The sequence below is a fragment of the Spiribacter onubensis genome (genome assembly GCF_040838425.1).
GTDB classification, from domain to species: Bacteria; Pseudomonadota; Gammaproteobacteria; order Nitrococcales; family Nitrococcaceae; genus Spiribacter; species Spiribacter onubensis.
In genome coordinates, this window is sequence record NZ_JBAKFI010000001.1 from 485,055 (window position 1) to 508,195 (window position 23,141).

The window sequence follows — 23,141 nt, forward strand, 5'->3', positions numbered from 1 at the left end:
CGGATGCAGTCGACTCAGTCTTCGCCGGTGACGTTGACGCTCACCGTGGCGTTGACATCGGCGTGCAGATGAAGCTCCACCGAATACTCGCCCACCGCGCGGATCGGTCCCTCGGGCATGCGCACTTCATGCCGCCCCACTTCGACACCCGCCGCGGTCACGGCGTCGGCGACATCCTGGGGCCCGACCGAGCCGAAGAGCTTGCCCTCCTCGCCGGCATTGGCCGTGATGGTGACTTCCAGGGCATTGAGCTTCTCGGCACGTGCCTCGGCGGCGGCGAGTTCCTCGGCGGCCTTGCGCTCGAGCTCCGCGCGCTGCGCCTCAAAGTAGGCCACGTTCTCGGCCGTCGCCGGCTTCGCCTTGCCCTGGGGGATCAGATAGTTCCGACCATAACCGGCACGGACCCGCACCGTATCGCCCAGGCCACCCAGATTGGCCACTTTCTCCAGCAGAATGACTTCCATTGTATTTAACCCCGACTCAAAGTCTTTTTTCGATATTACGCCGCGGGCGCGAATCGCGCCCGGAAATCCACGAACGTATCGGCCAGGCCGAGCAGCGCGACCGGGCGAAGCAGCAGCGGCAGGATCAGGTAGAACCCGATCAGCCAGCCCACATGCCAGTTCCGCGCAGCGACCAGCGCATGCGCCACCGCCAGTGCCTGGAGCAGGAACACCGCCCCAATGACCACGCCCACATCGGCAGCCAGCCCGGGCGGGCCGAACATGCCGGCCAGCACCGCCGCGACGCCCAAGCCGGCGAACCAGCGGGCGAAACGCAGGCCGTGGAACTCGCTGCGAAAGCCTCCCGGATTGTACAGCACCGCCTGCCACCATCGCCCCAGCAGCAGGCAGAGGAACGCCACCGCCAGCAGGTTGGTCACCCACAGACCGGTAAGGCGCGGCGCAAGCTGTGCCGCCGCCTGGTTCCATTCCGGCCCCGGCTGGCCGCCGGTCAGCGCCTCGGCAATGGCCTGCAGCGTGCCCTCCCAGAAGGCCGCCGGATCCCCATGCAGGCCATAGAAGGCCAGGACACCGGCGGCAGCGAGCAGCGTGCCCCATTGCAGCGTCGATGCCAGTGACACGGTCGAGCGCAGGATCTGCGCCAGCGCCAGCACGGGCAGCCAGACCAGTGCCAGCGGCTGCAGCACCGCCGTGGGCGCGCCCAGCAGAACGGCATAGATGGGTGTTAGCACCGCCACCGCTCCCGCGAGCACGATGGCGCCCTCGGCCAGCCCGCGACGCAGGGTGACCAGCGCGAGCACGCCGCCACTGAGCCAGAACAGCAGCGGCAGCAGCGCCCCGAGCGCCACGATGCCAATGGCCCCCAGGCGGGTGCGCATGACAAAGGCGAGGAAGGACTGCATGCCGCTCGCTCCTGACCGCCTGCCGACCGCCTAGTGGCTGTCGGTGTAAGGCAGCAGCGCCAGATACCGCGCACGCTTGATGGCGGTGGAGAGCTGACGCTGGTACTTGGCTCGCGTACCGGTGATGCGGCTCGGCACGATCTTGCCGGTCTCGGTGATGTACTGACGAAGCGTGTTGAGATCCTTGTAATCGATCTCCTTCACACCCTCGGCGGTGAAACGGCAATACTTGCGGCGACGAAAGAAACGGGCCATGTCGTTATTCCTCTATTCGGTGTCTGTCAGCCGCTCGAGGCGACTGACGCTGATAATGATCGGATCGGTCTCCGGCGTGCGCTGACGCGACCGGCGCATATGCCCGGCGACGCGGACCGGCTCTCCGACCTCGAGCCCCCGGAGCGTCTCGGCGAGCGGGCTGCCCGCCGCGCTCAGGCCGACACGAAACCGGATGGCGCGATCGGCGCCCGCCTCGCTCTGGGTCGACTCGTGCTCGAGCAGACCCCGCGCGATGGGGACGCCTGCCGGTGAGTGACGCAGCTCGGCGGCATCCACCAGCCGGCCGGTCAGCTCCACGCGGTTGCTCACGCCTGCGATTCGCTGTCCGCGGATTCGGTATCGGCCTGATCGTCGGCGTTCTCGGACTCGCCGTCGCCACGACGACCCTCGGCGCCGGAGTCGCCCTCCGACGCGGACTCGGGACGCTCCCGACGTGCCGGACGCTCCCGCTCACGCTCCTCTTCCTGGCTCTTGGCGAGCGGCGAGGCCTCGGTGACCGCCTCCTTGCGCGCGAGAACCATGTTGCGGATCACCGCATCGTTGAAGCGGAACATCGACTCGAGCTCCTCTATGTCCGAGGGCTCACACTCGACGTTCATGAGCACGTAGTGTGCCTTGATGAGCTTGTTGATTGGGTAGGCGAGCTGGCGCCGGCCCCAGTCCTCGAGCCGGTGGATGCTGCCGCCGTTGCCCTCGATCAGGCCGCGGTAGCGCTCGATCATGGCCGGGACCTGATCACTCTGGTCCGGGTGGACCATGAAGACGATTTCGTAGTGCCGCATTGTGGCTCCTTTCGGTTGATCCGGTGTTGACCGGGAAAAGCCACCCGCCGTGACGGGCAGCAAGGAGAAACCGGCCTGAAGCCGATTAGCCGATCAGTATATTCAACCGGACGGCCAGGCGAAAGCCTGCCGCTGCCGCACCGCCTCGAACAGGACGACCCCCGTGGCGACGGAGACATTCAGGCTCTCGACCCGGCCCGCCATGGGGATGGCGACCAGCGTGTCGCAATGCTCGCGGGTCAGACGCCGCAGGCCCTTGCCCTCGGCCCCCATGACCACGGCCACCGCGCCCGTCAGGTCGGCGCCATGAAACGTTGTCGCCCCCTCTTCCGCCAGCCCGAAAAGCCAGATTCCGCGATCGCGCAGATCCCGCAGACAGCGGGCGAGGTTGGTGACCTGGAACAACGGCACGATCTCGGCCGCCCCCGCGGCCACCCGGTGGACCACCGGCGTCAGCCCGACGGCCCGGTCCCGCGGCGTGATCACGGCATCAACGCCGGCGGCATCGGCGGTGCGCAGGCAGGCGCCGAGATTGTGCGGATCCTGGACCTGATCGAGCACCAGCAGCAGTGGCGGGTGACCCAGACCATCGAGATGATCAGCGAGCTCCACATCCCCGCGCGGCGCCTGGCCCTGCCAGGCGAGCACCACCCCCTGGTGATTGGCCCCGGGAAGTTTGTCATCCAGCGTCCGCGCATCGGCTTCGTGCACCTTGCAGTGGAGCTCGGCGACCTGCCGTCGCAGCTTCTGCAGACGGGCGTCCCGTCGGCGCCGGTCCAGCCAGATTTCGGTCACCCGTGTCGGGTCATAGCGCAGGGCGGACTGCACGGCGTGCAGCCCGCCGATCAGGGTGATGCGGCTCATCGCCGGCGCCGGCGACTCCGGGCGCCGCCCTTGCGACTGCGCTTGCCGCGATCCGGACGCTCGCCGCGCGCCGGCTGCGGCAGCGGCTCGCCGTCCGGCCCCAGCGGATGGGCGATGGGATCGAAGTCGATCTTGCCGTCATCGATATTGACCTGGGCGAGGCGCACGCGAATGCGGTCGGTCAGCCGGTATTCCTTACCCGTGCGCTCGCCGACGAGGCGATGGCCGATGGCGTCGAAATGAAAGAAGTCCTGCTCGAGATTGGTGATGTGAATCAGCCCGTCGACGAACAGGTCATCCAGTTCGACGAACAGACCGAACGACGTCACACCGCTGATCACGCCGGTGAACTCCTCGCCAAGGCGAGCGGCCATGAAGCGGCACTTGAGCGTCATGGTGGCGTCGCGGGTCGCCTCCTCGGCCCGGCGGTCCGTCATCGAGCAGTGCTCGCCGACGGTGACCAGTTGGTCCTCGGTGTACTGGAACGCCTCGATGGGCTGCTTCGATAGCACGTGCTTGATCGCCCGGTGGACGATCAGATCGGGATAGCGGCGGATCGGCGAGGTGAAATGCGCATAGGCATCGAGGGCCAGGCCGAAGTGGCCCGCGTTGTCCGGCCGGTACTCAGCGGCCATCATCGAGCGCAGCATGATGGTCTCGATCAGATGCCGGTCGGGTCGCTTGCGGATCTGCTCGATGAGCTCGGCATAGTCCCCGGGCGTCGGCTCATCGCCCCCGCCCAGCCTGAGGCCGGTCTGCGCGAGGAACTCGCGCAGGTTCTTCAACCGCTCCTCGGCCGGCGGTTCATGCACGCGATAGAGCGCCGGGATGCGATGGCGGCGCAGGAAGCGCGCGGTGGCGACATTGGCCTTGACCATGCACTCCTCGATCAGGCGATGGGCATCCGTGCGCTCGGCGGGGTGCACATCGGCGACCTGCCCCGCCCCGTCGAATTCGATCACCGATTCAGTGGTATCGAAGTCGAGCGCGCCGCGCTGCTCCCGGTCCCGCCGCATGGCATGGAACACCTCGTAGAGATGCTCGATGTGCTTGAGCAGCCCCTGATGCTGGCGGCGCAGGGAGGGGTCGCGGTGATTATGGATCGCGTCCACATCCTCATAGGTGAGCCGCGCCGAGGAGTTCATCACCCCTTCGTAGAAATGCGAGCGCGTCAGTTGCCCCTCGGGATTGATCTGCATCTCGCAGACCATGCAGAGCCGATCGACCTCGGGGTTGAGCGAGCACAGTCCGTTGGAGAGCGTCTCCGGGAGCATGGGCACGACGTTGCGCGGGAAGTACACGGAGTTGCCGCGCTCGGCGGCCTCGGTGTCGAGCGCCGAGTCCGTCGTGACATAAGTGGCGACGTCCGCGATGGCCACGATCAGCTTCCAGCCACTCCTGGTCGGTTCGCAGTAAACGGCATCGTCGAAATCCCGCGCATCCGCACCATCAATGGTGACCAGCGGCAGTTCACGCAGGTCACGGCGGCCCGTCTTGTTTTCCGCCGGGACCTGATCACCGAAACGCTCGCTCTCGCGTAACACCTCATCAGGCCATTCCACCGGGATACCATGGGTCCGGGCGGCCACCGCCACCTCGTCGCCTGGCGCGATCTGCGTGCCGAACACTTCGATGATCCGGCCAATGGGCTGGCGGCGCTGCGAAGGCTGACTGACGACTTCGGCGGTGACCAGCTCGCCATGTTTCGCGCCGTTACGGTCGGCGGCCGGGATGATCAGGTCCTGGTGGAGGCGCTTGTTGTTCGGGACGACAAAGCCGATGCCGCTCTCCTCGTAGTAACGGCCGGCGATCTCGTGATTGGCGTGCTCGATGATTTCAACCAGCTCACCCCCGGGGCGGCCCTGCTCGTCATCACCGGTCAGACGGACGACGACGCGATCGCCGTTGAGCAGCCGGCGCATCTCCCGCGGCGCAAGGTAAACATTGGGACCGGGTCGATCGGGGTGGACCACACCCGAGCCATCCGCGGAAGAGCGAATGCGGCCGCGCACCAGCTCCTCATTGTCGACAACGACGTAGCCGTTGCGTCGGTTACGGACCAGTTGTCCGTCGCGCTCCATCGCCTTGAGGCGACGCCGCAGCCCCTCGAGGGCGTCTTCGTCTTCGAGGCCGAAGAGCTCGGCCAGGTCCTTTCGCGACAGTGGCCGCGCCTGGTTCTCGAGTTGCTCAATGATGTACTCCCGGCTGGGCACCGGGGACTCGTATTTCTCGCGCTCCCGGTCCAGGTAAGGATCCCGGCCGGGGTCGGCGGTTTCAGTCTTGCGTTTTGACATGTTGCGCAGGATACGGCATGCGCCGCGTGGTGCCTACGCGCAGATGACGCCATTTGACAGCAACAGGGCGCGACAGTATTCTCAGCGCCGCTGTCAACGAGTTCCCGTCAGGCAGCAAAGCCGAGGTGGCGGAATTGGTAGACGCGCTAGCTTCAGGTGCTAGTGGGGGAAACCCCGTGGAGGTTCAAGTCCTCTCCTCGGCACCACACTCTCAGCATCCCGATTGAATCCCGATCGCGCTCAGGCAATACTTCGCGTCTGACGTACCGCCCATGTCTGACTGAACAGGGATCAACCCATGACGGATCGCGCCGACAGCACCACTGACGAGCTCTACGCCTCGCACACGCTCTCCCTGGCACTTGAGAAATCCAGCTTCCCCGACAGCGCGGCCAACCCGCGGGCGGTGAGCGCCGCGATCCGCGACGAGCTGCTGCTGGACGGCAACTCGAGACAGAACCTCGCGACCTTCTGTCAGACCTGGGAAGAGCCCGAGATCCATGAACTCATGGACGTCTGCATCGACAAGAACATGGTCGATAAGGACGAGTATCCGCAGACGGCGGAAATCGAGGCTCGGTGCGTGCGCATGCTCGCCGATCTGTGGAATGCGCCGGCCGGGCCGGCCACCGGCTGTTCCACCACTGGCTCCAGCGAGGCCGCGATGCTCGGCGGGCTGGCGATGAAGCGCCGCTGGGAAGCCAGGCGCAAGGCCGCCGGGCTCAGCACGGATAAGCCCAACCTGGTCACGGGACCGGTCCAGGTCTGCTGGCACAAGTTCACCCGTTACTGGGACATCGAGCATCGCGAGATCCCGATGGAGCCCGGCCGCCTGCTGATGACACCGGAGGAAGTCCTCAAGCACTGCGACGAGAACACGATCGGTGTAGTCCCCACCCTGGGCGTCACATTCACCGGCGAGTTCGAGCCCGTCAAGGCGGTGAGCGACGCTCTCGACCAGCTCGAGCGCGATACCGGCCTCGACATCCCGATTCACGTCGACGGAGCGAGTGGCGGCTTTCTCGCGCCCTTCTGCGCACCGGATCTGGAATGGGATTTCCGCCTGCCCCGCGTGCGCTCGATCAATGCCTCGGGCCACAAGTTCGGCCTCGCGCCGCTCGGCGTCGGCTGGGTGCTCTGGCGCGAGCAGGCAGACCTTCCCGAGAACATGGTCTTCTGGGTCAACTACCTGGGCGGCGACATGAAGGACATCGCCCTCAACTTCTCCCGGCCCGGTGGCCAGATCGTCTGTCAGTACTACAATTTCGTGCGCCTGGGGCGTGACGGCTACGAGCGCGTCCATGGCGCCTGCTATGACACGGCGGCCTATCTCGCCGGTGAGATCGCGGCGATGGGCCCCTTCGAGATCATCTATGACGGCGATCGTTCGCGCGGCATCCCGGCGGTCTCCTGGCGGCTCAAGGAGGGAACCGATCCGGGTTTCACCCTCTTCGATCTGGCGGACCGGCTGCGCGCGCGGGGCTGGCAGGTGCCTGCCTATACCCTGCCGCCGACGTGCGATGACCAGGCGATCCAGCGCATCCTCGTGCGCAATGGCGTCAGCCGCGATCTGTCTGAGCTGCTCATCGCCGACATGAAGTCAGCCCTCTCCCACCTTGAGGCGCATCCGGCGCAGGTCCCGCTCGACGAAGACGACGCGTCGGGATTCCACCACTAGGGGGCCGTCCCATCGCTCGCAGAGACCACCAGGGCATGATCACCCGGGGCGTGGCGGGATTCGTCACGTTCCGCCACTTCCAGCGCCACGGCAGGGAGATCATCTGGCGGGCGCGTCAGCATCGCAAGGGCCTGCAGCCACATGGCCGCAGGGCCTCGGCACTGCCACTCTGGCAGCGGCCGGGCTATAACGCCGGAATGGCGGGCTTTTTTGCCGTCGGCTCCGTGCTGTTCATGCTGGGGGCGGCGCTTTCGCTTTTCCCGAACCCGCTGAGCCCGACGCAGATCGCCATCGTCTTCTTCGCGGGATCAATCCCGTTCACGATCGGTGGTTTCCTGCAGAATTTCCAGGCCGCGAATGCAACGGATTTCTCGCCATCCGGGGATGGCAAGCCGCGAAGACGGCTGCACCCAGTCGGTTGGCGCCCGGAGAGCCTGGGCTGGCTCAGCACGGTGACCCAGTTCATCGGTACCGTTGCCTTCAACTTCAACACCTTCGATGCCATCCACCCGATTATCGGCTGGTATGATCAGGACATCACCATCTGGGTACCGGGAATGATCGGCTCGATTCTGTTCCTGGTCTCGGGTTATCTCGCCTTCATGGAGACGAGTCATGGGTTCTGGTCGTGGCGGCCGGCCTCGCTGGACTGGTGGATCGTCACCGTCAATCTGCTCGGCTGCATCTTCTTCATGACCGCGGCGATCACGGCCTTCATTCCGGATGGCAGCGCCCCCGAGTGGTTGGGGATCGTCGCCAACTCACACCTCTGGCTGGGTGGGGCGTGCTTTTTCATCGCTGCGCTGCTGACAATTCTCGAGAGCCGTCAGGTCGCGAGCCATAGCGAAAACAACATGTGAGTGCTTGGCGTTCAGAACGATCACCGTCCCTCTAGACGATTGCCTTGAGCTCGCCCTCCAGGTCGGCCATTTCCACACCGCCGGCCATTAGATGTCGAATATCCTCGCCCTCAAGATCGGCATGAGCGCCCTTGCCGATCACCTCACCGAGTGCCAGGAAAGTGAAGCGGTCCGCGACCAGCTTGGAATGCACTTCGTTATGCGTGATGAAGATGATGGCGATATCACCCCGAGCGCGGACGCGCATCATGGTCTTGAGCACCTCCATCTGCTGTTTCTGCCCGAGTGCGGAGGTGGGCTCGTCCAGGATCAGCACCCTGGCACCAAAGTAGATGGCGCGGGCGATGGCCAATGTCTGCCGCTGCCCGCCCGAGAGCGTACCGACCGCCTGACCGGGATCAGAGATGTCGATGCCGATCTTGATCATCTCCTCGCGGGTAATCTCGTCCATTTCCTCCATGCGGAGCTTGCCGAACAGCCTCGGGCCTGTATACAACTCACGCCCCATGAAGAAGTTGCGCGTCACCGACATCAACGGATTCACGGCGAGATCCTGGTAAACCGTGCCAATCCCTGCCTCGCTGGCATCCCGCGGACTGCAGAAATCCATCGGCTCACCCTCGACGTAAATCCGACCCTCGCTGGGTTTATGCACGCCCGATAGTGTCTTGATCAGGGTCGACTTACCGGCCCCGTTATCACCGAGCAGCGCATGAACCTCGCCCTTGTACACCTCCAGGTCAATGCCGTTCAGCGCGGTGAATGGACCAAAGCGCTTGATCAGGCCTTCCACACGAATAAGCGGTTCGCTCATTTCAGATCCCCCCCGTGATGCGCTTGCGGACGCTCTCGTTCAGGAACACGGCGGTCAGCAGGACAACGCCGACGAAGACACGGTAGTAAGCCCCATCGATGGCGGGGATGAAGAATACGGCATTGGCTACAAGACCGAAGGTCACTGCACCGAAGACAACGCCGAGCACCGAGCCGAATCCACCGGTCATCAGAGTACCGCCAACAACGGCAATCGCGATGGCCTCCAGCTCCTTGAGGTTGCCCTTCGCGGCATCCGCGGTATTGGTCTCGAAGACCTGGCAGGCGGCAAAGAGGGTGGCGCAGAAAGCCGTGAACATGAAAAGCGAAATACGCACCTTGTTTACGGGGACACCATTGGCGCGCGCACTCTCGCGGTTGTCTCCGGTAGCGTAAATCCAGTTACCGACCTGGCTTCGCGACAGAACATAATAGGCGACGACGGAGACGATGACCCACCACATCACGCGCGAGTCAAACCCATCCACCCATTGGTCACCGGCCCGGTTGATATTTCCACCGAGCCAGAACCAGACATCGTAGAACCAGCTAAAGACCTCACCGCCGAACAGATCGGCAAACCAGCTTGTCTCCTTGAAGTCGGGCAGTCCCGAAATCTGAGTGGAGCGGTTGATCAGCCGAAAACAGACCTCGGTGAGTCCGCGCAGGAAGAAAAGAAACGCAAGCGTGACAATGAAACTCGACAGTTTCGACCGCACGACGATAAAGCCGATGCACCAGCCGATACCGAGGGTCATGGCCAGCGTCAGGAAAAACGCCGCCGCCGGCGTCGCCTCGCCAAGCCCGAACGGCAGACCCCACTTGAGCATCATCGCCATGGACATACCGGCGAAACCGATCATTGAGCCGATGGAGAGGTCGAAGTCACCGGCAATCATCAGCAGGCAAGCCCCGGTGGCGATGATACCGAACTGCGCGATGATCGAGAGATTGTTCTTCAGCCCCAGCGGGTTGAAGGCATTACCGCCGGAGGAAATACCAATAGCGATGATGACCACAACCATGACCACGAAGGCACCGACCTCCGGCCGCTGCTTGAGCCGATCGATCAGGCCTCCATTCTGCAACCGATCGGCCTCGCTGCGCTCTGGCGCAGCACCGGCTTTGGCTTCATTCATTATCAACTGTCCTCCAACGGGACCCCGGACTCGCGGGCGACGAAGACTACGATGGCTGGAGAGTCCGGGGGCGACGCACGCATCGCCCCCGGACGCAGCGGAAGTGTCCCGGCTAGCGGTTCACGCCCGCCTGATCTCCCACCTCCGCGGCATTGGTGGAATCCACGAAGCCCGGACCAGAGGGGATGTTGGCGCCCGGCAGCATACCGGCATAATTGTTGTAGAGATGCAGAACGACCAGCGGCATATAACCCTGCAGGTACTGCTGCTGGTCGATGGTGTACTGCACCTCGCCCGCCTCAATAAGGTCGATGACGCCCGGTGTCAGATCGAAGCAGGAGAGATGGATCTCTGCCCCGATCGAGTCGATGGCCCGCGCCGCCGCCTCACAGACGTGCGGCCCCACCGCGAGAGCGCCATCAATGGATTCGTCCGCCGTTAGCGCAGCCGCTGTGCGCGTCTCGATCTGTGCCTGGTCATTGGAGACGTCGATCATGTTGAGCTCCTCGCCCAGGGCATCAAAGTAGCCCTCGCAGCGGGATACCAGACCTGAGTTGAAGGCTTCCTGATTGAGGCAGATTGCTTTGGTGACTCCCTCTGCCGCAGCGCGCTCCCCGGCGGCCACACCGGCATCGTATTCAGGCTGGCCGATATGCATCAGCGCACCCAGCTCGGCGGATACATCCGCCCCCGAGTTGATCGTAATGACCGGAATCCCACTGTCGACGGCATCAGTGACCGCCCCGCGGAGCGCATCCGCATCGGGAATCGAGACGATCAGCCCGTCAGGACCGGTCGCTGCAGCCGCCTCGATGAGCTGCGCCATGTCGGCCATATCACCGCTCGGCGCGAAGTTGTACTCGAATCCCACGCCAAGGTCCTCAGCCGCATCCGAAGCGGCCTTCTCGACAACCGGCCAGAAAGGATCCGTCCCCTGCGTGTGGGTGATCATCACATAGCGTTCGGCGTTCGCCGCACCCGCCATGAGCGCGGCCATTGCCGTGATCAAGATTACCTTTTTCATGGTCTCCTCCTGTCTCCATTAAGTCGGCTGCTTAGAGCCTGTTGCCCGCCATTGAAAGGCGGGATTCTTCTAGCCCCGGTGTTCCGGAGCATGTTCTTGCCCGTGTCACTCAGACGCCCAGCCTCTGCGCCGGCACCGGTGGCTGACCGTCATAGCCACCCCAGACCGATTGATCGAAGTGCACCACGGAGCCGGTCATGAGCCCGCTGTCATCCGATGCCATCCACAGCACGGCCCGAGCCACCTCTTCCGGTTCAAGCAAGCGTCCGAACGGCATCTTTGCCGCTGCGCGATCGATGGCATCGGGATCACCGGTCTCCGCTGCCTGTAACGCCCGTTCCCCATCGGAATTCATCCACCCGATGTCGAGCTGATTGACCCGGATTCGATTGCGCATGAGGGCAAAACCCGCGTTACGGGTCAGCGTGGCCAGGCCACCCTTAGACACCGCATAAGGCGCCAGGAATGGTTGCCCGGCACGTTCGGATGCCGAGCCAATGTTGACGATCGAACCGGGTATGCCGATCCGCTCCATGAGTCGGGCGGCGGCCTGCATGAGAAAGAAGGGGGCACGCGTGTTGACCGCCAGCATTCGATCGAACAGCGCCTGAGAGGTATCCAGCAGATTGCCGCGGTCTGTCAGACCCGCCGCATTCACCAGAATGTCGACCCGCCCGAAATGCGCCTCGGCGCCGGGTATCACCGACGCCACCTCCTCCATCCGGCTCAGATCCACGGCGCGGAAAATCACGTCCGTGCCATGCCGCCGGACGATCTCATCGGCGACCTGACGACCACGCTGGGCGTTGCGCCCCACCAGCAACAGTCCAGAGGCTCCGGCATCGGCAAAGGTCCTTGCGATCGCCGCACCCAGCCCCTGGGTTGCCCCGGTGATGACCGCCACCTTGCCGTCGATGCGATTCATGACGCCACCGCATAACCAGCCGCCCGGACCAGGCGATCCAGTTCGGCATAGCCCTTCATGGCCATCTCCCGCGGCGGGTTCAGGCGCGGATCCTGCTCGGCCTCGATCACGAACCAGCCCTCATAGCCGTGGCTGGCCAGTGCTCTGATGATCGCCCCGAAATCGAGATCTCCGTCGCCGGGTACCGTGAAAGCGCCGTCCACCACCGCATCCAGGAAGCTCGCCCGCGTGCGGTCGAGTCCATCGATTACTGAACGGCGCACATCCTTGGTGTGGACGTGACTGATCCGTGCGTGGTGATGGTCGATGACACGCAGATTATCGCCGCCCGCGAACGCCATGTGTCCCGCATCAAAGAGCAGCGGTACCGAGGAGACGGCCATGAATCGATCCAGTTCGTCCTCGGTCTCCACGACAGCGCCCATGTGATGGTGATAGGCCAGCGGCATGCCCTGATCGCTGCACCAGTCGGCAAAATCGGACATCCGGCGCCCGTAGGCCGCCATCTGTGCCTCATCAAGCCGTGGCTTGCGCTGAAGGGGCGTACCTTTTTCCCCCTGGATCGATCGGGCGGTCTCCCCGTAGACGATGCAGGGCGCGCCCGCGGCCTTGAAGAAATCCATCTGCCGGGCGATTCGATCCTTCTCGACCTCGAGATCGCCATCGAGCAGCTCTCCGGAGAACCAGCCCCCGCAGACGGCAATGCCGTAGCGGGCGAGAATCGGCCCGAGCGCGTCCATATCCATCGGGAAACGGCGCCCGGTCTCCATGCCGGCAAAACCCGCCTCTGCGGCCTCGGCAAGACAGGTCTCGAGGCTGACATCCTCCGAGAGCGCCGGCAGATCGTCGTTCCACCAGGCGATCGGTGCGATTCCAAGCTGGGCATGCAACATGTCGCTCATACTCCAATCCGCTGCTTCGCCCGGATCTGCTCCTGGTGAGCGCGGGCCTGCTGGACGCTGTCTCGCAGCGAGACCTCCGGCACACCGACATCCCAGTCGGCATCGCCGGGCACCCAGGAGAATGCGTCGGTGACAATCGAGAGCACCGTCGTCCGGTCCGTCGTGCGGGCCCACTCGAGCGCTGCCTCGAGCTCGTCGAGGTCCTGGCAGTGACGGGCCTCCGCCCCCATCGAGCGGGCATGGGCCGCCCAGTCAACGTGTGGGACGTTGTCCGGGTCGGTCACGCGGCAGTCCTTGAGCAGGTTGTTGAATCCGGGGGTGCCCTTGAATTCCTGGAGGCGGTTGATCACGGCAAATCCGCCATTGTCACAGACCACGACGATCAACTTGTGACCCGTGATCACCGACGAGTAGATATCCGAATTCATCATCATGTAGGTGCCATCACCAATCATCACGATCGGTGTGCCCTCGCCCTTCATGGCCATGGCATGCCCCCAGCCGGCGGGAATCTCGTAGCCCATGCAGGAGAAGCCGAACTCGAGGTCGTAGGTGTCGGGGTTTTTCACCCGCCAGCCCTTCTGGACCTCGCCGGGAATGCCGCCGGCGGCCGCGATCAGGTGATCGGCAGAATCCGCTGACCGGTTCACGATGCCGATGACCTGGGCGTAGGTGGGAACCGGTGTATCGCTGCGCTGCTGATGCTCGTCGACAACGGCATCCCAGTGGCGGAACAGTTCACTGGCCTGGGCCATGCGCGCCGCGTCCGCACGCCAGTCGCCCAGCGCCGCATCCAGTTCGGTCATCGCCTCCCGGGCATCACCGACCACCGCGACGGCGCGGTGTTTGCCGGCGTCGAACCGGGCGGCGTTGACGCCAATGAACCGGGCCTCATGGTCGAAAGCCGTCCACGACCCGGTGGTGAAATCCTGCAGGCGCGTCCCGACGGCAAGCACCACGTCGGCGTCACCGGCCAGCTCGTTCGCGGAGGTGGAACCGATGATGCCGATCGGACCCGCATGAACCGGATCGTAATGCGTCAGGGTGCCTTTGCCCGCCACGGTCTCAACCACCGGGATGCCACGCTCCCGGGCGAACTGCGCCAGCGTCTCGCCGGCACCCGAATAACGGACACCGCCGCCGGCGATGATGAGTGGCTTGCGAGCGGTTCTGAGCAAATCCGCCGCCCGAATGACGCTATCCCGATCCGGCCGCGGACGCGGAATGGTCCACACGCGCTTCTCGAAAAATGCCTCGGGGTAGTCGAAGGCGAGCTCCTGGGTATCCTGCGGCAACGCAATAAAGGCCGGACCGCAATCGGCCGGATCAAGCATCGTCGCAATGGCCTGAGGCAGCGAGGCGATGATCTGCGCGGGGTGGCTGATCCGATCCCAGTAGCGGGTCACCGCCTTGAACGCGTCATTCACCGTCACGGTGGGATTCTCGTAGTGCTCCACCTGCTGGAGGACCGGATCCGGCAACCGGTTGGTGAAGGTGTCGCCGGCGATGAGCAGCATCGGCAGACGGTTGGCATGGGCCGTGCCCGCCGCCGTCACCATATTCAGTGCACCCGGGCCAATCGATGAGGTGGCGATCATGAGCTGCCGGCGACGCATGGCCTTGGCAAAACCCGCCGCAGCGAGCGCCATCGATTGCTCGTTCTGACCGCGCCAGGTCGGCAGCTCGTCCTGCACGGCCTCCAGCGCCTCGGAAAGACAGGTCACATTGCCGTGACCGAAGATGCCGAATGCCCCGGCGAAAAGTGGCACCTCCTCGCCGTCAATCACGGTGAACTGCCGGGTCAGGTACCGGACAAGGGCCTGCGCCATGGTCAGCCGCACGGTCCGTTCACTCATCTCCGCCTCCTCGTTTCCTCTGCATCCGCGAAATACCGGATGCAAAACATTTATTGACATATTCGTTGTTGTGCAAAGATCATTGCAGATAGCCGATGGCCTTTGCAACAGATTTTCGCCACACCGGTTTAGGCGCCGGAGAGTGGGCGAGCAAAGCGCCGCAACACAGCGAGGAAGGAGAGACGATGTCGATCTATGTCGATTACGGCATCTATTCACAGGGCGGGTGGAGAGCCTGCTCCACGACGGTAGATGTCATCTCACCGGTCACGGAAGCCGCCATCGGCGCCGCTCCGGTGGCCAGCATCGAGGACACGCTTGCAGCGCTGGAGGGCGCGGCGGCCGCCCGCGAGACGCTCGAGGTGATGGGCGGGTTCGCGCGGGCGGATGCATTGCATCGGGCTGCTGATCGCATGGTCGACCGTCGTGACGAGGCCGCCCGAATCATCACCCTCGAGACGGGTAAGCCGATTGCACAGTCCACTCGGGAGTGGGGCCTCGCCTGCGATCAGTTCCGCTGGTACGCCGAGGAATCGCGTCGCATCGACGGGCGGATCATCGACAGCCGGGTACCAGGCGGCCGCTTCGAGGTCCACCACCCGCCCGTCGGCGTCGTCGGCGCCTTTACGGCATGGAACTTCCCGGCTGCCCTACCCGCCCGTAAACTCGCCCCGGCACTGGCTGCAGGCTGCCCGGTCGTTCTCAGGCCGTCCTCCCAGACGCCGGGCACCGCCATGATCATGGTGGACTGCCTGCATGAGATCGGCCTGCCGGCCGGTGCGGTCAGTCTCATCGTAGGCCCGACGGCGAATACCTATGCCCCCGTGATGGCGGATGCGCGGGTCCGTAAGGTCTCGCTCACCGGCTCCACTCGAGTCGGCCAGCAAATGATCCGCGATGCCGCAGACACCGTGAAAAAGGTCTCCATGGAGCTCGGCGGCAATGCACCGCTCATTGTGTATGAGGATGCGGATCTGGATTCCGCGCTGGACGTCATCGTGCCTACGAAATTCGCCAATGCCGGGCAGGTCTGCGTGACACCGGATCGCTTTTTCGTCCACCAGTCCCTCTACGACGACTTCGTTGATGGGTTCATCGCCCGCACCCGCGCCATCAGGCTAGGAAACGGGCTTGATACAGACATCGGCATGGGCCCGCTGATCAATGCGAATCGCGTCACGGAAATGGAGAACATCGTGGCCGACGCGCTCAACGGAGGCGCCCGCGTCGAATGTGGAGGTCAGCGGGCCATGGCGTTCGAGCGCGGTCACTTCTTCGAGCCCACCGTCCTCACCCGCGTCACGGATGATATGCGGGTGTTCGCCGAGGAGAACTTCGGTCCGATTGCCGCGATCACGGCCTTCCGTGAGGAGGCCGAGGCGATAGAGCGTGCCAATGCCTCGCCGATGGGGCTCTCCGCCTACGCCTTCACCCGCGATGCTGAGCGTGCCCGCCACACCGTATCGGCACTCAATGCCGGCATGGTCGGCATCAACTCGTTCGCCCTGGCCGCCAGCGAGGCGCCGTTCGGTGGCACAAACTTCTCGGGAATGGGGCGTGAAGGCGGTGTCGAGGGGATCATGGACTACCTCGATACCAAGCTTGCGCAGATCGTTTTCTGACCGGGGGAAGGAAGGATGAGGAAGAATGGACTGAGAGCCCTGTGGGAGGCGGAACGGCCGGCCCTGAATGGTTGGTGTTCGATTGGAAATCCGCTGACCGCCGAAATCATGGCGGCCCAGGGCTTTGACAGCGTCACTGTGGATATTCAGCACGGCGCGCTGGACTACACCGCCCTGCTTCCGATGTTCCAGGCGATGAAGGCATCCGGCGCGACATTGATGGCACGGGTACCATGGCGCGATCCGAGCTGGATCATGAAGACGCTGGACGCTGGGGCAGAGGGCATCATCTGCCCCATGATCAACAGCCGGGCCGAGGCCGAGGAGTTCGTCAGCTACCTGCGCTATCCCCCACTGGGCCAGCGCAGTTTCGGTCCAACCCGGGCCGCCTTTGGACTGCCCGGGTACAACGTCCCGGATGCGAATTCGCAGATCCTGGCACTTGCCATGATCGAGACCGCCGATGGTGTCGAAAACCTCGAGGCGATCGCCTCCACCCCGGGTCTCGATGGCATCTACGTCGGCCCCGCCGACCTCACGCTGGGAACACAGGAAGGACGCCTGGCGCCTGGTTTCGACCGCCAGGAGCCCGAGATGATCGAGCTGATTCAGCATATTGCCAGTGTCTGCAACGCGCATGGCATCGCTGCCTGCCTGCATTGCGGCTCAGCGGACTATGCCGCAGGCGCGATCTCGTGGGGTTATCGGCTGACCACAGTCAGCGGCGATTCCCGATTCCTGGCCGCCGCGGCGGGTACCGCAGTTGCCAACTGGCGTGAGCAGACCGGACGCGATCACGCCACGAGCACCGAAGGAGCGTACTGATGACGAGACTTCTTGTGGCAGGGAAACTGCATCCTGCCGGCGAGGCGATGATCGATTCGCTGCGCGAGGCGGGGCATCATGTGGATTATGTCCCGGACCAGGACGAGCGGGCCTTCGTTCCCTATCTGCCGGAGGCCGACGCCCTCGCCATCCGGACGCAGCCACTCGATGCCGGGATGATCGCAAGCGCAGGCCGGCTACGCGTTGTCTCGCGTCATGGTGTCGGTTATGACGCGGTGAATGTCGAGGCTCTCAACGAGCGGCATATCGCATTGACTGTGGTGGGTGACGTCAACTCTGTCTCGGTGGCCGAGCACGCGATGATGCAACTCCTGGCCGGTGCCAAGCGGGCGGTGGCAGCGGATCATGCGGTGCGTGAATCCGGCCACTGGGGCTGGCGCAATGCACTGGAGGCGCGGGAGCTCTGGGGCAAGACCCTGCTGATCATCGGCTTCGGCCGTATCGGTCAGCGCCTGGCGCGCATGGCCGGCGCATTCGACATGCGGGTGATCGGCTACGACCCCTACCTGCCCGTCGGTCGCTGGCCGGAAGACCTGGCGACGCCCGTCGATTCACTACGGCAGGCGCTCGGCGCGGCCGACTTCATCTCGGTGCATATGCCCCCGGCCCCCTCACCCCTGCTCGGGCCCGAGGAAATCGCCGCCATGAAGCCGGGCGTCGTCCTCTCAAACACCGCGCGCGGTGGCGTCATCGACGAAGCCGCGCTGGCCGGAGCACTGAGCCGCGGCGACGTCGCCTTCGCGGGCATCGACGTCTTCGGCACCGAGCCGCCCGGGGACGGCCATCCGCTCGTCGGCAGCGACAATACACTGCTTTCGCCACATATCGGCGGGCTTACCGACGAGGCGGCCGAGCGCATGGCGATCGCCTGTCTACGCAACGCCATCGACTACCTCGACGGGTCCATCAACCCCGACCTCATTGTCAACCGGGAGGCGATCCATGCCTGACAAACCCCGCCTGCGTATCGGCCTGATCGGCTCGGGCTTCATGGGCCGCGCCCACGTTTTCGGCTTCTCCACGGCCGACCGGGCCTTTGATCTGCCCTACCGACTCGAGCTGTCGAAGCTCGCCGATGTCGACCTCGAAACGGCTCGTCAGGCGGCCGAGGACTTCGGGTTCTCGGAGGCGACCGGCGACTGGCGTGAGTTGCTCCACGACCCCGACATCGACGTGATCGACATCACGGCGCCCAATGCGCTGCACAAGGAAATGGCGCTTGCCGCCATTGCCGCCGGCAAACATGTCTACTGCGAAAAGCCCCTGGCGCCGATGGCGGCGGACGCCCGCGAAATGGCCGAGGCCGCGGAGGCCGCCGGCGTCAGAACGCAGGTCGGCTTCAACTACCTGTGCAATCCCATGCTCAGCCTCGCGCGGGAGATGATCGCCGCCGGCGAACTCGGTGAGATCCGCAGCTATCGTGGTGTCCATGCCGAGGACTATATGGCCGATTCCATGGATCCGTTCACCTTCCGGCATGACCCGGCCGGGGGTGGCGCCCTCGGTGATATCGGCTCCCATGCACTGGCCACCGCGGAATGCCTGCTCGGGCCGATCGAGCGCGTGATGGGCGATTGCGTGACCCACATTCCGACCCGACCGGACGGCGGAAACGGTAGCCGGCGTATCGAGGTTGATGACATCGGACGCGCTTTCCTGCGGTTCGACAGCGGCGCGAGTGGCTCGATCGAAGCCAACTGGCTGGCGACCGGCCGAAAGATGCAGCACGATTTCGAAGTCTATGGCTCGAAAGGCGCAATTCTCTATACCGGGGAACGGTTTAACGAGTTGCACTTCTACGAGACCGCCAGCCGCACTGGACGCCACGGCTTCCGACGCATCGAGGCCGCGCCAGAACACCCGCCTTACGGGCAATTCTGCGTGGCACCCGGGCATCAGATCGGTTTCAATGATCTGAAAGCAATCGAAGTCGCCGGCTTTGTCAGGGCCATTGCCGGCCATATCCCGGAACCCTTCGGTTTCCGCAAAGGGCTGCGGATTCAGACCCTGGTCGAGACCATTCAGCAATCCGCCATCGCCGGGAAGTGGCTGGACGTACCACGGTAAACAGACATGGAAACAGGGCACCCGAACGCGTGCAACGGCATGCCTCCGGCGGACTATGAGGGACTCATCACCCTCATTCATGATCGCTACGAGCAGATGTCGCGGAATTATCAGGCCATCGCGGTCTACCTGACCCAGAATCCGAACGACATCCCCGTCCGCTCGGTGAGTGCCATTGCCGAGACCATTGGCGTGCATGCCTCATCGCTGGTCCGTTTTGCGCAGTCACTGGGGTATTCCGGATTCAAGGAGATCCAGATTCTCTATCAGAAACGACTGGAGACCGCCGCCCCGGGTTTCAGTGCCCGAGTGCGCGCATTACGGGAGGGAATGCGCCACCGTGACGATTTCTCGGAAACGGGGTTTCTACACGAACTCGTCGTACAGGATATTGCCTCGCTGGAGGGCCTGCTCGACGACATACCGGCCGAAGACCTCGCGCACGCCGTTCAGCTCATGAAGGACGCGGAGACGATCTACCTCGTCGGGCAGAATCGCTCGGCGCCGGTGGTCACTCTCGTGCGCTACCTGCTGACGATGATCGGCAAGCGCTGTGTGCTGCTTGATTCCAGCGGTGGCCTCGCCACGCACATCGCACGCACCATGACTCCCGACGATCTCCTGTTCAGCGTGTCCTTTCGCTATTACGCGACCGAGGTCGTCAGCATCGTGGATGAGGCGCATGAGGCAGGCATTCCCGTTGTGGCCATCTCCGACACCACCCTCTCGCCACTGGCGAATTCCGCCACGGTCATCTTCCCTGTTCCGGAACACCGTCAGAGTGTTGCCCGATCACTGGCCGCGCCCATCTGCCTGGCCCAGGCACTGGTCGTCGCCACCGCAGCCCAGCTCCAGAAAAACGAAAAGGACCCGCGCATACCATGGGTGACCGAAGCGTCCAATCGATGAATGTCGCGCTGATCGGGGCAGGCCGTATCGGTCGGCTTCATGCCAGAACCATCAGTGCCGATGCCGGATCCCGGCTGGCCGCCATCGCCGATGCCGATCCGCAGGCCGCCCGGGCACTGGGTGAAGAGATGGGGGTCGAGACACGCGACGTCGAGGCTGTCCTCGCCGACGAGGCGATCCATGCCATTCTCATTGCCTCCTCGACAAACACCCACGCCGATCTCATCGAGCGGGGAACCGCCGCCGGCAAGGCCGTTTTCTGCGAGAAACCGGTGGATCTGGCACTCGCCCGGGCCGAGGCCTGCGCGACACGGGTCGAGGCAACCGGCGAGCGGGTGATGATCGGTTTCAATCGCCGTTTCGACCCCAATTTCCAGGCGCTCCGGGAGGCCTACGTCAACGGGGAAATCGGTCAGGGCGAGATGCTGATGATCACCTCGTTTGACCCCGCACCACCGCCGCTCACCTACATCACCGCCTCCGGCGGTCAGTTCCGCGATCAGATGATCCATGACTTCGATATCGCCAATTGGCTCTGGGGAATGCCCGACGCCGTCACAGCGACAGGTAGCTGCATGGTGGACTCCGCGATCGGAGAGGCCGGCGACACGGACACGGCGATCGTGATTCTCCACTACGCCGATGGCCGACTGGCGACGATCCGCAACACCCGGCGTGCGAGTTATGGCTATGACCAGCGGATCGAACTGCTGGGCGCCACCGGTCTGATTGAGGTGGGGAATGTGACCGAATCCACGCTCATCCATCGAAGCGCCGCCGGTTCTCGCCATAGCAACCCGGTTCATTTCTTTCTCGAGCGCTACATGACGGCGTTCGATCGAGAGTGGCGGGCCTTCAGGGAGGCACTGCTCAGTGGCGGTCCGATGCCGGTGACAGTACGCGATGGCGTCAATGCGCTGCTGCTCGCTGAAGCGGCCATGCATTCACTGGCAGAGCAGAAAACCATCGCCATTACGGCGATCAACGCGCAGGAGACCGGTTGATGGCCGGAAAGCCGCTCGACGTCATTGCCATCGGCAGATCGTCCATCGACCTCTACGGTGGTCAGGTTGGCGGTCGCCTCGAGGACATGCGGACCTTCGACAAGTATATCGGGGGATCGCCGACGAACATTGCCTGCGGGGCGGCCCGTCTGGGCCTGCGCTCCGGTCTGATCAGCGGTGTCGGTGACGAGCACATGGGCCGTTTCATCATCGAACAACTGCACCGAGAGGGCGTTGATACGCGCGGCGTCAAAGTGGATCCGGAACGCCTCACCGCCCTGGTACTGCTGGGTATTCGCGACGATGTGCGCTTCCCGCTCATCTTCTTCCGCGAGAACTGCGCCGACATGGGCCTGACACCGGCGGATATCGACCCGGCGTATATCGCCACCAGCCGGGCCCTCGTCGTCACGGGCACACATCTGAGCCACCCGCAGACCGAGGCCGCCGTACTCAAGGCCATCACCGCAGCCCGCGAGAGTGGAGGGCGAACCGCGCTGGATATCGACTACCGGCCCAATCTCTGGGGGCTGGCCGGCCATGGCGCCGGCGAGAGCCGCTATATCGCGAGCAGCGCGGTCACGAGCCGTCTTCAGAGCCATCTGCACCGGTTCGACCTGATCGTGGGCACCGAGGAAGAATTCCATATCGCCGGCGGCACGACCGACACCCTTGCCGCACTCCGCGCGGTTCGTGAATGCACCGATGCAGCCCTTGTCTGCAAGCGTGGCGCCGCCGGTGCGGTGGCATTCCCCGGCGCCATTCCGGCCGACATCGAGGCGGGTGAGCGCGGGCCGGGTTTCCCGATCGAGGTATTCAATGTGCTGGGTGCCGGCGATGGCTTCATGGCCGGCCTGCTCAAGGGCTGGCTGAGTGACGCCGACTGGTCGGCATCGCTTGAGACAGCGAACGCGTGCGGCGCCCTGGCAGTCAGTCGCCATGGATGCACGCCCGCCTATCCCAGCGCAGCGGAGCTCGATTACTTTCTCCACGAGGGCGTTCGGCGGCCGGATCTTCGCAATGACGAGGCCCTGGAGCAGGTCCACTGGAGCACGAATCGGGCGGGCGAGATCGCTGTACTCAGGGTGCTGGCCTTCGACCATCGGGCACAGTTCGAGGCATTGCCTGGCGCCACACCGGCGCGCATTGGTCATTTCAAACGCCTCTGCCTTCGCGCGGCGGAGGCCGTGGCGGGTGGCGCCGCCGGCTATGGCGTGCTCTGCGATGAACGGCTTGGCCGCGAGGCCCTGCACGAAGCCGCCGAGACCCACCTGTGGACAGGTCGACCGGTGGAGTGGCCGGGATCCCGTCCACTCGCGCTTGAGCCCGAGCTCGGGCCCGACTTCGGTGGGCTCTCGCGCTGGCCTGACGGCCAGGTCGTCAAATGCCTCTGCTTTGCCCATCCCGACGATGACGCCGCGATGCAGGCGGAGCAGGAGGCCACGGTGCATCGCCTTTTTCATGCCGCAAGGCGCAACCGACTGGAGTTCCTGCTCGAGCTGGTGCCCTCGCAGGTGGGGCCCGTGACACCGACCACCACGGCCACGCTGATCGAGCGTTTCTACGAGATCGGCGTTTATCCCGACTGGTGGAAACTCGAGCCCTTCGAAACCGACCACGAGTGGCAGATGGCGGTGAATGCCATTGAGCGCAACGACTCCCGGACCCGGGGCATCCTGGTGCTCGGCCTCGACGCACCGGAGCAATCCCTCTCCCGCAGCTTTGCCAGTGCCGCTCGCCAACCGCTCGTGAAAGGCTTTGCGGTAGGCCGTACGGTGTTCATGGCTGCCGCCCGAGCATGGATGCGCAACGAAATCGATGACGCTGAAGCCACGGCGGCGGTGCAGGCGAACTTCGCCCGACTCTGCCTATGCTGGGACCGGGCCCGCAACGCCGCGAGGAAGGACTGAAACC

22 protein-coding genes and 1 tRNA gene are annotated in these 23,141 nt (G+C 64.3%); 10 read left to right on the forward strand and 13 right to left on the reverse strand.

The genetic code is table 11. The features are described from left to right. Positions 1-14: 14 nt before the first annotated feature. The 7 genes from rplI to rnr form a co-directional block, all read right to left on the reverse strand. The gene (gene rplI, locus V6X63_RS02440) at positions 15-464 is read right to left on the reverse strand and encodes a 50S ribosomal protein L9 (protein WP_367966999.1); all 450 of its coding nucleotides are present in this window, start codon (positions 462-464) and stop codon (positions 15-17) included. Positions 465-499: 35 nt separating this feature from the next. Further along, positions 500-1,366 (reverse strand): hypothetical protein, encoded by an 867-nt coding sequence (locus tag V6X63_RS02445; RefSeq protein ID WP_367967000.1) that lies wholly within the window; start codon positions 1,364-1,366, stop codon positions 500-502. Between the two features lie 30 nt (positions 1,367-1,396). Next, complete coding sequence (gene rpsR, locus V6X63_RS02450) at positions 1,397-1,621, reverse strand: 30S ribosomal protein S18 (protein ID WP_367967001.1); 225 nt, start codon at positions 1,619-1,621, stop codon at positions 1,397-1,399. A 12-nt stretch (positions 1,622-1,633) separates the two neighbouring features. Next, the gene (gene priB / locus V6X63_RS02455; RefSeq protein ID WP_367967002.1) at positions 1,634-1,951 is read right to left on the reverse strand and encodes a primosomal replication protein N; all 318 of its coding nucleotides are present in this window, start codon (positions 1,949-1,951) and stop codon (positions 1,634-1,636) included. Further along, positions 1,948-2,424 carry a 30S ribosomal protein S6 gene (rpsF, locus tag V6X63_RS02460; protein WP_367967003.1) on the reverse strand — a complete coding sequence of 159 codons (477 nt, stop codon included), beginning with the start codon at positions 2,422-2,424 and terminating at the stop codon, positions 1,948-1,950. Before rpsF ends, priB begins: the two co-directional genes overlap by 4 nt. A 102-nt stretch (positions 2,425-2,526) precedes the next feature. After that, positions 2,527-3,288, reverse strand: coding sequence for a 23S rRNA (guanosine(2251)-2'-O)-methyltransferase RlmB (gene rlmB / locus V6X63_RS02465; protein WP_367978012.1), 762 nt, complete (start codon positions 3,286-3,288; stop codon positions 2,527-2,529). Beyond that, positions 3,285-5,582: a ribonuclease R gene (rnr, locus tag V6X63_RS02470; RefSeq protein ID WP_367978013.1), complete on the reverse strand. Its 2,298-nt coding sequence runs from the start codon at positions 5,580-5,582 to the stop codon at positions 3,285-3,287. Before rnr ends, rlmB begins: the two co-directional genes overlap by 4 nt. A gap of 119 nt (positions 5,583-5,701) precedes the next feature. Here rnr and V6X63_RS02475 point away from each other — a divergent pair. From V6X63_RS02475 to V6X63_RS02485, 3 genes are all read left to right on the forward strand, one after another. After that, positions 5,702-5,788 (forward strand) — tRNA-Leu (locus V6X63_RS02475). A gap of 92 nt (positions 5,789-5,880) precedes the next feature. After that, a complete protein-coding gene (locus tag V6X63_RS02480) occupies positions 5,881-7,260 on the forward strand; it encodes a glutamate decarboxylase (protein ID WP_367967006.1) in 1,380 nt (459 codons plus the stop codon). 35 nt (positions 7,261-7,295) lie between these two features. Then, a complete protein-coding gene (locus V6X63_RS02485; protein WP_367967007.1) occupies positions 7,296-8,120 on the forward strand; it encodes a hypothetical protein in 825 nt (274 codons plus the stop codon). Between the two features lie 31 nt (positions 8,121-8,151). On the opposite strand, the gene V6X63_RS02490 is transcribed toward V6X63_RS02485, so the two are convergent. From V6X63_RS02490 to iolD, 6 genes are all read right to left on the reverse strand, one after another. Further along, on the reverse strand, positions 8,152-8,934 hold the full coding sequence (locus V6X63_RS02490) for an ATP-binding cassette domain-containing protein (protein ID WP_367967008.1): 783 nt from the start codon (positions 8,932-8,934) through the stop codon (positions 8,152-8,154). A 1-nt stretch (position 8,935) separates the two neighbouring features. Then, positions 8,936-10,072, reverse strand: a complete 1,137-nt coding sequence (locus V6X63_RS02495; protein ID WP_367978014.1) for an ABC transporter permease — start codon at positions 10,070-10,072, stop codon at positions 8,936-8,938. Between the two features lie 112 nt (positions 10,073-10,184). After that, positions 10,185-11,096 carry a substrate-binding domain-containing protein gene (locus V6X63_RS02500; protein WP_367978015.1) on the reverse strand — a complete coding sequence of 304 codons (912 nt, stop codon included), beginning with the start codon at positions 11,094-11,096 and terminating at the stop codon, positions 10,185-10,187. A gap of 109 nt (positions 11,097-11,205) precedes the next feature. After that, the gene (locus V6X63_RS02505; RefSeq protein WP_367967011.1) at positions 11,206-12,021 is read right to left on the reverse strand and encodes an SDR family oxidoreductase; all 816 of its coding nucleotides are present in this window, start codon (positions 12,019-12,021) and stop codon (positions 11,206-11,208) included. After that, positions 12,018-12,923: a myo-inosose-2 dehydratase gene (gene iolE, locus V6X63_RS02510; protein WP_367978016.1), complete on the reverse strand. Its 906-nt coding sequence runs from the start codon at positions 12,921-12,923 to the stop codon at positions 12,018-12,020. Before iolE ends, V6X63_RS02505 begins: the two co-directional genes overlap by 4 nt. Then, on the reverse strand, positions 12,920-14,779 hold the full coding sequence (gene iolD, locus V6X63_RS02515; RefSeq protein WP_367978017.1) for a 3D-(3,5/4)-trihydroxycyclohexane-1,2-dione acylhydrolase (decyclizing): 1,860 nt from the start codon (positions 14,777-14,779) through the stop codon (positions 12,920-12,922). Before iolD ends, iolE begins: the two co-directional genes overlap by 4 nt. Before the next feature lie 185 nt (positions 14,780-14,964). Here iolD and V6X63_RS02520 point away from each other — a divergent pair, with 185 nt between their 5' ends. From V6X63_RS02520 to V6X63_RS02550, 7 genes are read left to right on the forward strand one after another with little or no spacing between them, the layout of a single operon-like run. Next, the gene (locus V6X63_RS02520; RefSeq protein WP_367978018.1) at positions 14,965-16,401 is read left to right on the forward strand and encodes an NAD-dependent succinate-semialdehyde dehydrogenase; all 1,437 of its coding nucleotides are present in this window, start codon (positions 14,965-14,967) and stop codon (positions 16,399-16,401) included. Between the two features lie 15 nt (positions 16,402-16,416). After that, entirely contained in the window at positions 16,417-17,226 is an 810-nt protein-coding gene (locus tag V6X63_RS02525; protein ID WP_367978019.1) for an HpcH/HpaI aldolase family protein, read from the forward strand. Next, a complete protein-coding gene (locus V6X63_RS02530; protein ID WP_367978020.1) occupies positions 17,226-18,197 on the forward strand; it encodes a hydroxyacid dehydrogenase in 972 nt (323 codons plus the stop codon). Before V6X63_RS02525 ends, V6X63_RS02530 begins: the two co-directional genes overlap by 1 nt. Beyond that, on the forward strand, positions 18,190-19,314 hold the full coding sequence (locus tag V6X63_RS02535; protein WP_367978021.1) for a Gfo/Idh/MocA family protein: 1,125 nt from the start codon (positions 18,190-18,192) through the stop codon (positions 19,312-19,314). The genes V6X63_RS02530 and V6X63_RS02535 overlap by 8 nt, the downstream gene beginning before the upstream one ends. Positions 19,315-19,320: 6 nt before the next feature. Further along, entirely contained in the window at positions 19,321-20,223 is a 903-nt protein-coding gene (locus tag V6X63_RS02540; protein WP_367978022.1) for a MurR/RpiR family transcriptional regulator, read from the forward strand. After that, entirely contained in the window at positions 20,196-21,227 is a 1,032-nt protein-coding gene (gene iolG, locus V6X63_RS02545) for an inositol 2-dehydrogenase (RefSeq protein WP_367978023.1), read from the forward strand. Before V6X63_RS02540 ends, iolG begins: the two co-directional genes overlap by 28 nt. Beyond that, positions 21,227-23,137 carry a bifunctional 5-dehydro-2-deoxygluconokinase/5-dehydro-2-deoxyphosphogluconate aldolase gene (locus tag V6X63_RS02550; protein WP_367978024.1) on the forward strand — a complete coding sequence of 637 codons (1,911 nt, stop codon included), beginning with the start codon at positions 21,227-21,229 and terminating at the stop codon, positions 23,135-23,137. Before iolG ends, V6X63_RS02550 begins: the two co-directional genes overlap by 1 nt. Positions 23,138-23,141 lie beyond the last annotated feature (4 nt).